This is a genomic window from Pseudomonas sp. GW823-FHT02E01, from assembly GCF_058797535.1.
This window is the reverse complement of the sequence record NZ_JBXAJS010000001.1, coordinates 723,314-736,781: the sequence shown is the minus strand read 5'-3', so window position 1 is coordinate 736,781 and position 13,468 is coordinate 723,314. Positions and strand designations below refer to the sequence as shown.

The 13,468-nt window shown below is 61.0% G+C and carries 11 protein-coding genes; 7 read left to right on the top strand and 4 right to left on the bottom strand.

Annotated elements, in window-relative coordinates:
- Window positions 1–80 precede the first annotated feature (80 nt).
- Entirely contained in the window at window positions 81–707 is a 627-nt protein-coding gene (locus AC1RDQ_RS03340) for a response regulator transcription factor (RefSeq protein ID WP_057713957.1), read from the top strand.
- Entirely contained in the window at window positions 708–3,935 is a 3,228-nt protein-coding gene (locus AC1RDQ_RS03335; protein WP_492586314.1) for a transporter substrate-binding domain-containing protein, read from the top strand.
- Window positions 3,936–3,938: 3 nt separating this feature from the next.
- On the opposite strand, the gene dkgB is transcribed toward AC1RDQ_RS03335, so the two are convergent.
- On the bottom strand, window positions 3,939–4,742 hold the full coding sequence (dkgB, locus tag AC1RDQ_RS03330) for a 2,5-didehydrogluconate reductase DkgB (RefSeq protein ID WP_150814190.1): 804 nt from the start codon (window positions 4,740–4,742) through the stop codon (window positions 3,939–3,941).
- A 253-nt stretch (window positions 4,743–4,995) separates the two neighbouring features.
- Window positions 4,996–5,904, bottom strand: coding sequence for a LysR family transcriptional regulator (locus AC1RDQ_RS03325; RefSeq protein ID WP_057713960.1), 909 nt, complete (start codon window positions 5,902–5,904; stop codon window positions 4,996–4,998).
- A 104-nt stretch (window positions 5,905–6,008) separates the two neighbouring features.
- Between AC1RDQ_RS03325 and AC1RDQ_RS03320 the strand changes: the two genes are divergently transcribed.
- The 5 genes from AC1RDQ_RS03320 to AC1RDQ_RS03300 all read left to right on the top strand — a co-directional run bounded on the left by AC1RDQ_RS03320 (window position 6,009) and on the right by AC1RDQ_RS03300 (window position 10,705).
- The gene (locus AC1RDQ_RS03320) at window positions 6,009–6,875 is read left to right on the top strand and encodes a pirin family protein (protein ID WP_492586312.1); all 867 of its coding nucleotides are present in this window, start codon (window positions 6,009–6,011) and stop codon (window positions 6,873–6,875) included.
- A 93-nt stretch (window positions 6,876–6,968) separates the two neighbouring features.
- Window positions 6,969–7,652: an isochorismatase family protein gene (locus AC1RDQ_RS03315; protein WP_090456879.1), complete on the top strand. Its 684-nt coding sequence runs from the start codon at window positions 6,969–6,971 to the stop codon at window positions 7,650–7,652.
- Window positions 7,653–7,708: 56 nt separating this feature from the next.
- The gene (gene ycaC, locus AC1RDQ_RS03310) at window positions 7,709–8,335 is read left to right on the top strand and encodes an isochorismate family cysteine hydrolase YcaC (protein WP_150814187.1); all 627 of its coding nucleotides are present in this window, start codon (window positions 7,709–7,711) and stop codon (window positions 8,333–8,335) included.
- Between the two features lie 222 nt (window positions 8,336–8,557).
- The gene (locus AC1RDQ_RS03305; protein ID WP_492586310.1) at window positions 8,558–10,000 is read left to right on the top strand and encodes a mechanosensitive ion channel domain-containing protein; all 1,443 of its coding nucleotides are present in this window, start codon (window positions 8,558–8,560) and stop codon (window positions 9,998–10,000) included.
- 264 nt (window positions 10,001–10,264) lie between these two features.
- On the top strand, window positions 10,265–10,705 hold the full coding sequence (locus tag AC1RDQ_RS03300) for a carboxymuconolactone decarboxylase family protein (protein ID WP_150814185.1): 441 nt from the start codon (window positions 10,265–10,267) through the stop codon (window positions 10,703–10,705).
- A 12-nt stretch (window positions 10,706–10,717) separates the two neighbouring features.
- Here AC1RDQ_RS03300 and AC1RDQ_RS03295 read toward each other — a convergent pair whose 3' ends face one another.
- Window positions 10,718–12,310: a DHA2 family efflux MFS transporter permease subunit gene (locus tag AC1RDQ_RS03295; RefSeq protein ID WP_057713965.1), complete on the bottom strand. Its 1,593-nt coding sequence runs from the start codon at window positions 12,308–12,310 to the stop codon at window positions 10,718–10,720.
- Window positions 12,307–13,428, bottom strand: a complete 1,122-nt coding sequence (locus tag AC1RDQ_RS03290; protein ID WP_492586308.1) for an HlyD family secretion protein — start codon at window positions 13,426–13,428, stop codon at window positions 12,307–12,309. The genes AC1RDQ_RS03295 and AC1RDQ_RS03290 overlap by 4 nt, the downstream gene beginning before the upstream one ends.
- Between the last annotated feature and the right edge of the window lie 40 nt (window positions 13,429–13,468).

The window sequence follows — 13,468 nt, the reverse complement described above, 5'->3', positions numbered from 1 at the left end:
ATGCGCAGCGTTGTGTCCAACCGCTGCGGTGCCTGGAGGGCATTTTTTGCCCGATCGTGTTGGTTTGCACGGGAGATGTCATGAAGTCAGCACTGATTGCGGAAGATCATCCGGTGGTTCGCTCCATGATCAAACTCGTACTCAAGGGCGAAGGGTTCAAGCGGATTTACGAGGCCTGCCGTGGCGATAAGGTCCTGACGTTGATCCGGGAGCATCAACCGGATGTCGTGCTGCTTGATCTGGGCCTTCCCGGTGTGGCGGGGCTTGAGGTGATGGACCGTATCAAGACCGAAAAGATGCGATGTCGGGTGGTGGTGTTCACCTCGCTGGAGGCCCAGTTCTATCAGGACCGCTGCATGCGTGCCGGGGCTGTTGCCTATGTTTGCAAGAGCAAGGACCTGGATGACCTGAAGGCGGCGGTGAATTGCGTGATGGCCGGCTACACCTATTTCGCTCAGATTCCCTCCAGTTCCGTGTCGATGGGGGAGTTGCAACGCAGCGAAAAGCAGTTGATCGACAGGCTGTCCAATCGTGAGTTGACCATCCTGCAGTACCTGGCCCGGGGGTCGAAAAACCTCGAAATCGCCGAGATCATGCACCTGAGCTACAAGACCGTCAGTACCTACAAGACCCGACTCACCCTCAAGCTCAACGTGAACTCGTCGGTGCACTTGAGGGATTTCGCCCTGCGCAATCATCTGATCTGAATGAACGCACTCCGACGACTGGCAGGTGGGGTACTGATCGGCCTTCTTCTCTGGGCATCGACGGTCTGTGCACAACAGTCGTTGACCCTGTTGGGACGCTCGAGTGTCGAAGGCCTGAGCGTCAGGTTGTCGGAAACCGAGTCGCGCTGGCTACAGAAAAAGGGCCGGTTGGTGCTGGCTGTCTCGGCGCCGGACTATCCCCCCTTCGAGTTCAACACGGCGGGCAAGGTATTCGAAGGCCTGACAGCCGATTACGCCGGCTTGCTCGAACAATTGCTGAACGTCGTCATTGAGGTCCAACGTTATCCGTCGCGGGCCGACGCGGTGCAGGCCATCAAGGAAGGGCAGGCAGACCTGCTGGGAACGGCCAATCGATTTGAAGCCGAAGATCCACAGTTACAGATGTCCAGCGCGTACGCGGTCGATCAACCGGTGCTGGTCACGCGCACCGATTTCCCTCCGGTGCGCGACCCGACACTGGCCGGCAAGCGGCTGGTGATGCTGTATCACTACCTGCCCGAATACAGCGTGCAACAGTTCTATTCCAGGGCGCAGGTCCAGCTGTTTCCTTCGACATTGGCGGCGATGGGCGCCGTGGCTTTCGGCCAGGCCGATGTCTACCTGGGCGATGCGATCAATGCCCATTACCTGATCAGCAGAAATTACCTGAACAACGTACACCTGACGGACTTCTCGCCCATGGAGTCCGGGCGTTTTGCCTTTGCGATGGCCCGCGACAACGATTCGCTGTTGCGCATCGTCAACAAGGCGCTGGCGGCCATCACCACCAATGAACAAATGAACATCCTGCGTCGTTGGGGGGCAAACGGGGTGTCTATCCCCGGCACCCAGTCATTGCAATTGAGCGTGGCCGAACAACGCTGGCTCGAACGCCACCCACGGGTGAGGGTCGCGATCAATGAAAACATTCCGCCGATTTCATTTATCGATAGCGAAGGCAAGTTCCGCGGTATTGGCGTCGATGTGCTGACGAAAATCAGTTTGCGCACCGGCTTGCAATTCGATATCCGGGGCATGAAATCGGTAGCCGAGATGATGACCGGCATCAGGAGCGGGCAGATCGATGTGCTGGCCGGTATCGGCCTCAGTTCCCAGCGTGAAGATCAATTGCTGTTCACCCGGGCGTTCCTGAGCAGCCCTTCGGTGCTGGTGACCCGCGTGGCCGCGGACAGCCCCAGGACGCTGGATGACATGGCAGGGCGAACCCTGGCACTGACCCAGGGCAACATTGTCGGCGAGTACCTTCGCCAGCATTACCCGCTGATCCAGCTGGTGGATTCACCATTGTCGACGGACGCCATGGAAATGGTCGCCCAAGGCAAGACCCACGGCGGCATCAACTCCTTGATCAGTGCCCGTTACCTGATTTCCCGGCAGTATCGCGATCGCCTGCAAGTGACCAGCACCGTGGGCACCGACCCTGCACGAAGCACCCTGGCGACCAGTCGCGAGGCCACCGAGCTGCATTCGATCCTGGACAAGGCGCTGTTGAGCATCCCTCCAGAAGAAATTGACGAGCTGACCCAGCCCTGGCGCTATGACTCGATGGTCGAGCAGAGTTACTGGTTGCGACACCGGCAGGCGATCGTGAAGGCGTTTGCAGTGGCGGGTGTCTTGCTGTTGCTCGCGTTGGCCGGGATCGTCTGGCAGCGGCGCCAGATTCGCCAGCGTCAGCAATTGCTCGGACAACTGCAGGAAGCCAAGGACGCGGCGGACGACGCCAACCGGGCCAAGACCACGTTCCTGGCCACCATGAGCCATGAAATCCGCACGCCGATGAACGCCTTGATCGGCATGCTCGAACTGGCGCTGAAGCGGGCCGATGAAGGGGAGACCGACCGCGCCGCCATCGAGGTGGCGTCCAACGCCGGGCAGCAATTGCTGGATTTGATCGGCGACATTCTGGACGTCGCGCGGATCGAATCCGGGCATTTGTCACTGGCGCCGGAGCGGGTCAATCTGCAGGCGCTGGTGACGTCGGTCTGCCGGGTTTTCGAAGGGCTGGCGGTGCAGAAGAATCTGCAGTGGCGGGTCGAACTCGACGAACACAGTGACTGTGACGTGATGCTCGACCCCACGCGCTTCAAACAGGTGCTGTCGAATCTGCTGAGCAATGCGATCAAGTTCACCCGGGAAGGCCAGGTGAAGCTGACGCTGGGAGTGCGACCTCAAGCCCCGGCGCACCTCGCCGTCAGCGTACAGATCGAGGACAGCGGCATCGGCATCAGTGCTTTCGACCAGCAACGCCTGTTCAGCCCGTTCGTGCAGGCGGGCAACAGCCAGCAGAGCGCCCGGCAAGGATCCGGCCTGGGTCTGGTGATCAGTCGTACCCTGTGCGAAATGATGGGCGGTCGGTTGCAACTCGACAGTCAGCCTGGGCATGGGACGCGGGTGGACATCAGCCTGGTGCTGCCCGCCCTGCAAGCGTTACCCGCGGGGGGCAAGCCCCTGGATCCGGCGCAGCTCACGACCCGGGCGTTGTCGATACTGGTGGTCGACGATTATCCGGCCAATCGCCTGTTGCTCTCGCGGCAGCTGAGCTACCTGGGCCATCGCGTGGTGCTGGCTGAAGACGGGGCGCAGGGGCTTGAACAGTGGCGCGGGCAAGGGTTCGATCTGGTCATCACCGACTGCAACATGCCGGTGCTCAGTGGTTACGAATTGGCGGGTGCGATACGTGCGCAAGAGCGGGTGCAGGGGTTGTCGCCGACGCTGATACTAGGCTTTACCGCCAATGCGCAGGCCGAGGAGAAGGTCCGATGCCAGGCGGCGGGCATGAACGATTGCCTGTTCAAACCCATTCGCCTGGTGGATTTGCAGGCGTGGCTGGCCCAGCGGTTTGCCAGCGCACCCTCAGCGCTTACTGACGACCATGGCGTCGCCGAATTCGATTTGAGCGGGCTGGAGCGCTTTGCGGATGCGGACCGTGAGCTGATCGATCAACTGTTACACGATCTGGCGCTGAGCAACCGCGAGGATCGCGTGCATTTACTGGCCTTGCATGCCGGCGGCAATCGCCCGGGCTTGCAGGAACTGGCACACCGGATCAAGGGCGGGGCGCTGATGGTGCGAGCGCTCGCCCTGGTCGAGTGTTGCGAACAACTGGAGCAGGCGTGCAATGACGGTCGCGGGGTACTGATCGACGACGCCGTCGACCAGCTACAGCAAGCCATGGCCCGCCTGGACCGGCATCTCGAGCAGGATTGAGGCTCAATCCCAGTTCGGTGCGATGCCTTTCGGGCTGGTCAAGCGGTGGCCGCGATCCAGCGTTGCGATCAAGGCCATGTCGGCTTCGCTCAAGGTCAGTTCGCGAGCCTTCAAGTTGCTTTCAAGGTTGGCCCGGCGAGTGGACGACGGGATCACGGCGTAACCCGATTGCATGGCCCAGGCCAGTGTGACCTGCGCCGGTGTCGCATGCAGACGTTCGGCGATCTGCTGGATGAGCGGATCCTTGAGGACTTCACCGTAAGCCAGAGTCATGTACGAGGTGATGCCGATGCCCTGGCTGCGTGCGAACTCGACGACCTCGCGGTTTTGCAGGTAAGGGTGCAGTTCGATCTGGTGGGTGGCGATGTGCTCGGCACCCGTGGCGGCGATCGCCTGTTTCATCAGGTCGATGGTGAAATTGGACACGCCGATCTGCCGGGTCAGGCCCAGGTGTTTGGCTTCGAGCAGGGCGCCCATGAATTCTTCGACCGGCACCTGATCGTCCGGCGACGGCCAGTGGATCAGGGTCAGGTCCAGGTAGTCGGTCTGCAGTTTGCGCAGGCTTTCTTTCAAGCTGTCGATCAGACGATCACCGGCCAGGTTGGCGACCCAGATCTTGCTGGTGATGAACAACTCTTCCCGGGCGATGCCGCTGGCGGCGATAGCCTCGCCGACGTCGGCTTCGTTCTCGTAGATTTGTGCGGTATCGATCACTCGGTAGCCGAGCGCCAGGGCGGTGCTCACCGAATTGATGACCACCTGGCCTTGCAGGCGAAACGTACCCAGGCCGAAAGCGGGAATAGACATTGAAGACTCCAGAGGTTGCAGTGGGAATGGGCGGCAGTATCCGCGCCTGTATCCGTGAGAAAAACCGCTGGATTGGCAAAGCAATGTTTACCGGAAATCAAGAATCGGGGCAGGAAGATGTGTTGATGGTGTCTGGTCTGACGCCATCGCGAGCAAGCTCGCTCCCACAGGGGATTTGTGGTGCATATAGATCCAATGTGGGAGCGAGCTTGCTCGCGATAGCCATCACTCGGTCCAAAGCCTTACCCCGCCCTTAAGCAATATCACTGCGGCTGAACTCCTCCCCGAGAAAATCGATCAACGTGCGCACCGAAGGCAGCAGGCCCCGACGCGAGGGGAAGATCGCATGGATGACACCGCTTTTCGGTGCCCAGCCCGGCACCAGTTCCACCAGTTGCCCGGCAGCGATTTCATCGCGCACCACCACACTGGGCAGGTGCACGATGCCGATCCCGGCAACCGCCGCATGGCGCAAGGCCAACAGGTCATCGGTGACCATGCGCGGTGCATGCCGGATCATCGCGGTGCTGCCATCGGCCCCGAACAGTTCCCACTGATATTCGCGCTGCGCCGCGCCCCAGTGCAGGCTCGGCAAACCGCTGAGGTCGGCCGGGGAGGCCGGTGTCGACAGGCGCGATAAAAAGGCCGGGCTGCCGACCACGCTCTGGGTGCTGTTGCCCAGCACCTTCATCACCATGTCGGTGTTTTCCAGCGGGGGGAAACGTACCCGCAGGGCAATGTCGAAGCCCTCATGGATCAAGTCGACCCGGCGGTTGGTGCTCTCGATGAACAACTCCACCAGCGGGTACTTGAGCATGTAGCGGGTCAGCATCGGCCCGACCCAGGAATTGAGCAGCGCCGTCGGGCAACTGACACGCACCAGGCCCTGAGGCTCGGAGCGATTGCGTTCGATCAGTTCGGCGGCGCTTTCCGCCTCCACCCGCATGGCCAGGCAGCGCTGGTAATAGGCCTGGCCGATTTCCGTCAATGAGCAATGCCGACTGGTGCGGTGCAGCAGGCGCACGCCGAGACGTTCTTCAAGCTCGGCAATGCGTCGGCTGAGCTTGGACTTGGGCATGTCCAGTGCCCGGCCGGCCGCGGCGAAACCGTGATGCTCCACCACTTGGGTGAAGTAGTAGAGGGTGTTGAGGTCTTCCACCATCGTTCTCCAGATAGAACGCTAAAGCTGATTTTTGCAGTCTAGCGCAGCAAAGGTCACGGTTTTAAGCTTTGTCCATGGCTTCACTCACCTCACCAGGAGACACCATGAAAAACATCATCGGTATCTACACCAGTCCACGGACCCATTGGGTTGGCGACGGTTTTCCGGTTCGCACGCTGTTTTCCTACGACAACCTGGGCAAGCACATCAGCCCGTTCCTGTTGCTGGATCACGCCGGCCCCGCTGAATTCACCCCGACCAGCGAGCGACGTGGCGTTGGTCGGCATCCTCATCGTGGCTTCGAAACCGTGACTATCGTTTACAAGGGCGAACTGGAGCACCGGGACTCCACCGGCAGTGGCGGCAAGATCGGCCCTGGCGATGTGCAATGGATGACCGCTGCCTCGGGGATCCTGCATGAAGAGTTTCACTCCGAAGGTTTCGCCAAGAGCGGCGGCACCCTGGAGATGGTGCAACTGTGGGTCAACCTGCCGGCCAGGGACAAAATGGCCGACCCCGGCTACCAGACGATTCTCGACCGTGACATCCCGGCCATCCCCTTGAAGGACAACGCCGGCAGCCTGCGCCTGATCGCCGGCGAGTTCGATGGCCACAAAGGCCCGGCGCGCACCTTCACCCCAGTCGACGTGTGGGACATTCGTTTGAATGCCGGCAAGTTGCTCACACTTGACCTGCATGAAGGGCGCAACACCGCGCTGGTGGTTCTGCGTGGCACGGTTCAGGTCAACGGCCTGGAACCGGTGCGCCAGGGGCAACTGGCCCTGTTCGACCGCAAGGGCGATCAGGTGAGCCTCGAAGCCAGCGAAGACGCGGTGGTGTTGTTGCTCAGCGGCGAACCGATAGACGAGCCGATCGTCGGCCACGGGCCGTTCGTGATGAACACCGAGCAAGAAATCCACCAGGCCTTCGCCGACTTCCAGTCCGGTCGCTTCGGCCGGATGCACGCTTAGTTCGCAACGCTTTTACACCCGACTCTACACAGGATGAGTAGGCCGGTTTTCAGGCCAGGGATGGCTGTTGCCCAAAAGAAAGAGGAAACGCACATGAACACTGCCTACGCGGCCAACTTCAACGGCCAGAAACCGACCATCGACCCCAATGACAGCGCGATGCTGCTGATCGATCACCAGAGCGGACTGTTCCAGATCGTCAAGGACATGGACGTGCCCCAATTGCGCGCCAACGCCATTGCCCTGGCCAAGGCCGCGACCCTGCTCAAGATGCCGGTGATCACCACTGCTTCTGTTCCCCAGGGGCCGAACGGGCCGTTGATCCCGGAAATCCACGAGGCCGCGCCCCATGCGCAGTACGTGGCGCGCAAAGGTGAAATCAACGCCTGGGACAACCCGGAGTTTCACGCGGCGGTCAAAGCCACCGGCAAGAAAACCCTGGTGATCGCCGGCACCTTGACCAGCGTGTGCCTGGCGTTCCCGTCCATCGCCGCCGTGCATGAGGGCTACAAGGTGTTTGCCGTGGTCGACGCCTCCGGCAACCACTCGAAACTGGCCACTGATCTGACCGTTGCCCGTCTGGCCCAGGCCGGGGTGGTGCCGATCGACATCATGGCTACGCTCTCAGAGCTGCAAGGTTCGTGGAACCGCCCGGACGCCGAGCAGTGGGCCGCTGTCTACGCCCAGGCCATGCCGCATTATCAATTGCTGATCGAGAGCTACCTCAAGGCCCAGCAAGTGGCGAACGAACACGAAGCGCTGGACTCCCAGCGCTAACCGGTTACCCCACGCCGATTTCCAATCGGCATCGATAACATGCGAGGACTACTGCAATGACTACTTCCTACAAGCGTCTGGACAAGGACAACGCCGCGGTTTTGATGGTTGATCATCAGGCGGGACTGCTGTCTCTGGTGCGCGACATCGATCCGGATCGATTCAAGAACAACGTGCTGGCGCTGGCTGACCTGGCCAAGTACTTCAAGCTGCCGACCATCCTCACCACCAGTTTCGAAACCGGTCCCAACGGACCGCTGGTGCCCGAACTCAAGGCACTCTTTCCGGATGCGCCATACATCGCTCGCCCGGGCCAGATCAACGCCTGGGACAACGAAGATTTCGTCAAGGCGATCAAGGCAACTGGCAAGAAACAACTGATCATCGCCGGTGTGGTGACGGAGGTGTGCGTGGCGTTCCCGGCGCTTTCGGCGCTGGCCGAAGGTTTTGACGTGTTCGTGGTCACCGACGCGTCCGGCACCTTCAACGAACTGACCCGCGAATCGGCGTGGCACCGTATGACCGCTCAGGGCGCGCAACTGATGACCTGGTTCGGCCTGGCCTGTGAACTGCACCGCGACTGGCGCAACGACATCGAAGGGTTGGGCACGCTGTTCTCCAACCATATCCCGGATTACCGCAACCTGATGACCAGCTACAGCACACTGGCCAACAGCAAGTAACTTCGGCATCACTCATCCCCCCTGTGGGAGCGGGCTTGCTCGCGAAGGCTGCTTAACTTTCAACCTATGTGTTGACTGTTATACCGCTTTCGCGAGCAAGCCCGCTCCCACATTGGTTTTGTGGTGTTTTTGGGAGGGTGTTCATCCCGCCAAATCAAATGCTCCTACACTGAGGCCAATCCATGCGATCTTCGCGTTATTGGCCCTGGCTGGAGTTGCTTGATGCTGTCATTGCTCACCGAACACCCGCTGATTTGCGCGATGGCGCTGATCCTGATCGATCTTGGGTTGTGGTACTTGCTCAGTGCACTTGGCAGCGCCTGGCGGCTATTGGTACGGGTGGTGATTTTTTCGTTGTTCAGCCTGCTGTTGTTCAACGAAGGCCTGAACCCGATGGAGCCGCCGCCCTGGGCTGACAACGTACCCTTGCATCTGGCTGCCACCGGCTTGCAGATCGGCTGGTGGTTGTTCGGCGCGCGGACCCTGACCGTGCTGATCGGCGCGGTGATGATGCAACGGGTCGGGCACACCGGGCGATTGCTTCAGGATCTGCTCGGTGCGGTGATTTTCCTGATCGCGGTCATTGCCGCCCTGGCCTATGTGCTCGATCTGCCGGTCAAGGGCGTGCTGGCGACGTCCGGTGCGTTGGCGATCATCGTCGGGCTGGCCTTGCAAAGTACCCTCAGTGACGTGTTTTCCGGGATCGTCCTGAACACCACCAAGCCCTATCAACTCGATGACTACATCTCCATCGATGGCATGGAGGGCCGGGTCACCGACATCGACTGGCGTGCCACGCGCCTGCAGACCTCCCAGGGTTGCATGGCAGTGATTCCCAACTCCCTGGCAGCCAAGGCCAAGATCATCAATTTCAGTCGGCCGAGCGATATGTTCGGCATCTCCGTTTCGTTGGAAGTGAGCCCCCACGCGCGGCCGAACACGGTGATCGATGCTTTGGAGCGGGCCATTCAAGGCTGTCGTGCGTTGCTCGATAAACCGTCGCCAAGCGTTGGCCTGAAAACCGCCAGCAACACCGGAGTGGTCTACGAAATCAGCGGCTTTGTCGCGTCGATGGACGAGAAACGTTCAGTGCGCAACCAGCTGTACGATCTGGCCTATCGGCACTTGCAGGCATCCGGGGTCAGTTTGTTGTCGAGCGTGGAGCCCAGTCCGCCGGTCAACTCGACTCGCAAACGCGCGTTGCTCGACAGCTCGCCGATTTTCTCCACCTTGCGCCAGGAAGAGAAAGACACCTTCAGCCAGAACATGACCCTGCAAACCTTTCGCGCCGGGGAGGTGATCCTGGAAGCGGGGCAGGTCAGCGATCACTTGTTCATTATCGAATCCGGCGTGATCTCGGTGACCTTGATGCGTCACGGAGCGCCATACGAATCCGGACGCATGGGGCCGGGGGAGGTGTTTGGCGAGGCAGGTATTCTCACCGACAGCGCGCTGCCTGCGCAGTTTACCGCCAAGACATTCAGTGGCCTGTACCGCATCGAAAAGTCATACCTCAAGCCGTGCCTGGATGCCCGTCACGATATCAACGATGCAATGCAGGCCTTGCTCGATTACCGGCTGCAAAAAGCGAAATCCCTGACTCAGGACCTACCGGTGGCGGTGGAGAAAAAGGGCTTCCTGCGATGGTTGCGCAGTCGGGTGTGAATGGCCGCTGCGCGGATCGTCGGATCGCCGCCCGGAGCAGGCTCGCTCCCACAGGGGAATGCGATCAAATGTGGGAGCGAGCTTGCTCGCGATGACGGCAGCGAACTCACCAAAAGTGAAGAGTGAAACCCATCACCCCCGCGTTTCCACCAACAACCAGGAAGGCACCGCCAATGGCCTCCTCGACTTCTGAAAGATTGGCTATTTGTGTAGAACGGTCGGGGGACTAACGTAGTCACACACCCACCTGCCCTGGAGCACCCCATGCAACCTCGTATCGATTTCTACACCGCGTCCCCTGACGCCCTCAAAGCGATGATCGCTTTGGAAACCGCCGTTTCGAAACTGCCGCTGGAAAAGAACCTGATCGAACTGGTCAAACTGCGTGCCTCGCAAATCAACGGCTGCGCCTTCTGCATCGACATGCACACTGCTGATGCGATCAAGGGCGGTGAAACCCCGCGCCGCCTGTTCGCCGTGACAGCCTGGCGCGAAGCACCGTTCTTTACCGAGCGCGAACGCGCTGCGCTGCTCTGGACTGAATCCCTGACCCAGCTCAGCCTGACCCACGCTCCGGATGAAGACTACGAAATGGTCAGCACCCAGTTCTCGCCCAAGGAAATGGTTGACCTGACCGTGGCCATCAGCACCATCAACAGCTGGAACCGTCTGGCCGTAGGTTTTCGCAAAATGCCTCAGGCCTGACCCGAACAAGCATCAATGAGCGTCGGCACTCGGCGCGGCCGGTGGTTGTACCTTGCGCATCAAAGGCACCATCGCCGTGGCGATAATGAAGCAGACCATGATCATCAAGAACGCGTCGCCATAGGTTTGCGTCTGGGCTTCGCGGTAGGTCAGCAACCATAGTTGATGCAGGCTGGCGGTGACCCCGGCGTCACCGCTCTGGCCGAGGGCGGCGAAGTTGTTGCCGACCTGGGACAGCCATTGGTTGAGCGCCTCGTTGGTGCTGTTGAGGTTCTCCGCCAACCGGGTGAAATGCAGGTTGGTGCGGTCGTTGAGGATGGTCGCGCACGCGGCGATGCCGATGGCCCCGCCCAGGTTGCGCATCAGGTTGAACAACCCCGACGCATGCTTGAGCCGTGCCGGCGCCAGGCCGCCGAGGGTCAAGGTCACCGCCGGCGGCACCGCCAATTGCTGGGCAATCCCGCGCAAGGCTTGCGGCAGCATCAACTCCTTGGCCCCCCAGTCATGGGTGATCGGGCTGAAATCCCACATCGACAAGGCGAACAGCCCAAGCCCGAACATCATGATCCAGCGCAGGTCGACGCGATTGGCCAGAAAGGCATACAGCGGAATCGCCATGATCTGGAACACTCCGGTGGAGAAAACCGCCAGACCAATGTCCAGCGCTCCGTAGCCACGCACCCGACCAAGGAACAGCGGCGTCAGGTAAATGGTGGCGAACAGGCCGATGCCGGTGACGAACGAGAAGAAACAACCGAGGGCGAAATTGCGGTCCTTCAAGGCGCGCAGATCGACAATCGGGTTGGCTACATGCAAGGTCCGGCCGATGAACGCCAGCCCGGCCAGGCCACTGATCCACGCGGTGGTCAGGATCGTGCGGTCGCTGAACCAGTTCCAGCGCGGGCCTTCTTCGAGGGTGTATTCCAGACAGCCAAGGAACAGCGCCAGAAACACCATGCTCAAGTAATCCGCGCCTTTGAGCAGCGACAGTTCCGGCTGGTCGATTTTTACCAGCATCGGCACGGCCACGGCGACGAAGATGCCGGGGACCAGGTTGATGTAGAACAGCCAGTGCCAGGACGATATGTCGGTGATCCAGCCACCGATCACCGGCCCCAGGGTCGGTGCCAGGGACGCCACTGCGCCGATGGTCGCTGCGGCGATCACCCGTTGTTTGCCGGTGAAGAACACGAAGGCCGTGGTGAACACCAGCGGGATCATCGAGCCGCCCAGAAACCCTTGCAGGGCGCGGAAGGCGATCATGCTCTGGATGTTCCAGGCTATGCCGCACAGCAGGCTGGCCAGGGTGAAACCCACCGCCGATGCGCAGAACAGCCAGCGCGTCGAGAACACCCGCGACAGCCAACCGGACAGCGGGATCACGATGATTTCGGCGATCAGGTAGCTGGTTTGTACCCACGCGGTTTCGTCGGTGCCGGCGGAAAGCCCGCCGCCGATGTCACGCAACGAAGCCGAGACAATCTGGATGTCCAGCAGGGCAATGAACATGCCGATGCACATGCTGGCGAAGGCGAAAACCTTGGTCGCCGTCGCCATGTTCGCGGCATTGAACGGTTGCGCCGGGGCGGCGAGGGCACGGCTCATGGCGCGCTGGCCACGGCTGGCGCTTCAGGCGCCTTGCGCGTGTCCACTTCAGCGGTGACCGACAACCCCGGACGCAAGTGGCCAAGCACACTGTCGGCCGGGTCGAGGTGAATCCGCACCGGCACCCGCTGCACGATCTTGGTGAAGTTGCCGGTAGCGTTTTCCGGCGGCAATACGCTGAATTGCGAACCGCTGGCGGGGGCGAGGCTGTCCAGGTGACCGTGGAATTCCTGCCCCGACAGCACGTCGGCACGGATCACCACCCGTTGCCCCGGCACCATGTGCGCCAGTTGGTCTTCCTTGAAGTTGGCATCGACCCACAGACCGCTGGTCGGCACCACCGAGAGTAATTGCGAGCCGGCCTGGGCATAGGCGCCGACCCGTGCCCGGCGATTGCCGATCACACCGTCAACCGGTGCCTTCAGTTCGGTGTAGCCGACATTCAATTGCGCCAGGTCGCGCTCAGCCTTGGCCTGGATCAAGGCGGCCCGGGCTTGTTGTTTCTGGGTGTCGATCACATTCAACTGGCGTTGTGCGGCCAGCAATTCAGCCTGGGCGCGGTTGCTTTGGGCCTGGGCCGTCTTGAACGTGGTATTGGCCCGCTGGGCACTTTCAACCGAGACGGCGTTGGTGATCACCAGTTTTTTGTAGCGGGCATCGTCATCCCGCGAACGGACGGCTTCGGCACCGGCGGCGTCGATGCCGGCACGGGCCTGGCCGATGACGGCCTGTTGCAGTTGCTCGGTGGCGTCGAGGTTGGCGAGCAGGGCCTGCTGGGCGGCCACTGCGCCTTCGGCCTTGGTCAGGTGGGCGCGGTAATCGCGAGAATCGAGACGGATCAGCACGTCGCCGGCCTTGACCTTCTGATTATCGGTTACCAGCACTTCGTCGATGTAGCCCGCCACTTTCGGCCCGATCACCGTCACATCGCCGCCGATGTAGGCGTCGTCGGTTTCCTCGATGAAGCGTCCGGCAGTCCACCAATGCGTGCCATACACACCGGCCAGCACCAGTGCCGCGATGCCCAGTGTTGGCAACACCAGGCGTTTGAGCAGGGGAGGTTTGGCGGCAGTCACCGGGGCAGCCAGGTCGGGTTCAACGGTGGGCATGCTGGTCATGGAGGATTACCTGTGGGGGCGGCGGTTAATTATGATGATC

Excerpts from the sequence above, each read along its gene's own strand:
- AC1RDQ_RS03325 (WP_057713960.1), bottom strand. The coding sequence starts at position 5,904 with ATGGTGGAAGACCTCAACACCCTCTACTACTTCACCCAAGTGGTGGAG.
- dkgB (WP_150814190.1), bottom strand. The coding sequence starts at position 4,742 with ATGTCTATTCCCGCTTTCGGCCTGGGTACGTTTCGCCTGCAAGGCCAG.
- AC1RDQ_RS03320 (WP_492586312.1), top strand. The coding sequence starts at position 6,009 with ATGAAAAACATCATCGGTATCTACACCAGTCCACGGACCCATTGGGTT.
- AC1RDQ_RS03315 (WP_090456879.1), top strand. The coding sequence starts at position 6,969 with ATGAACACTGCCTACGCGGCCAACTTCAACGGCCAGAAACCGACCATC.
- ycaC (WP_150814187.1), top strand. The coding sequence starts at position 7,709 with ATGACTACTTCCTACAAGCGTCTGGACAAGGACAACGCCGCGGTTTTG.
- AC1RDQ_RS03290 (WP_492586308.1), bottom strand. The coding sequence starts at position 13,428 with ATGACCAGCATGCCCACCGTTGAACCCGACCTGGCTGCCCCGGTGACT.
- AC1RDQ_RS03300 (WP_150814185.1), top strand. The coding sequence starts at position 10,265 with ATGCAACCTCGTATCGATTTCTACACCGCGTCCCCTGACGCCCTCAAA.
- AC1RDQ_RS03335 (WP_492586314.1), top strand. The coding sequence starts at position 708 with ATGAACGCACTCCGACGACTGGCAGGTGGGGTACTGATCGGCCTTCTT.
- AC1RDQ_RS03305 (WP_492586310.1), top strand. The coding sequence starts at position 8,558 with ATGCTGTCATTGCTCACCGAACACCCGCTGATTTGCGCGATGGCGCTG.
- AC1RDQ_RS03295 (WP_057713965.1), bottom strand. The coding sequence starts at position 12,310 with ATGAGCCGTGCCCTCGCCGCCCCGGCGCAACCGTTCAATGCCGCGAAC.
- AC1RDQ_RS03340 (WP_057713957.1), top strand. The coding sequence starts at position 81 with ATGAAGTCAGCACTGATTGCGGAAGATCATCCGGTGGTTCGCTCCATG.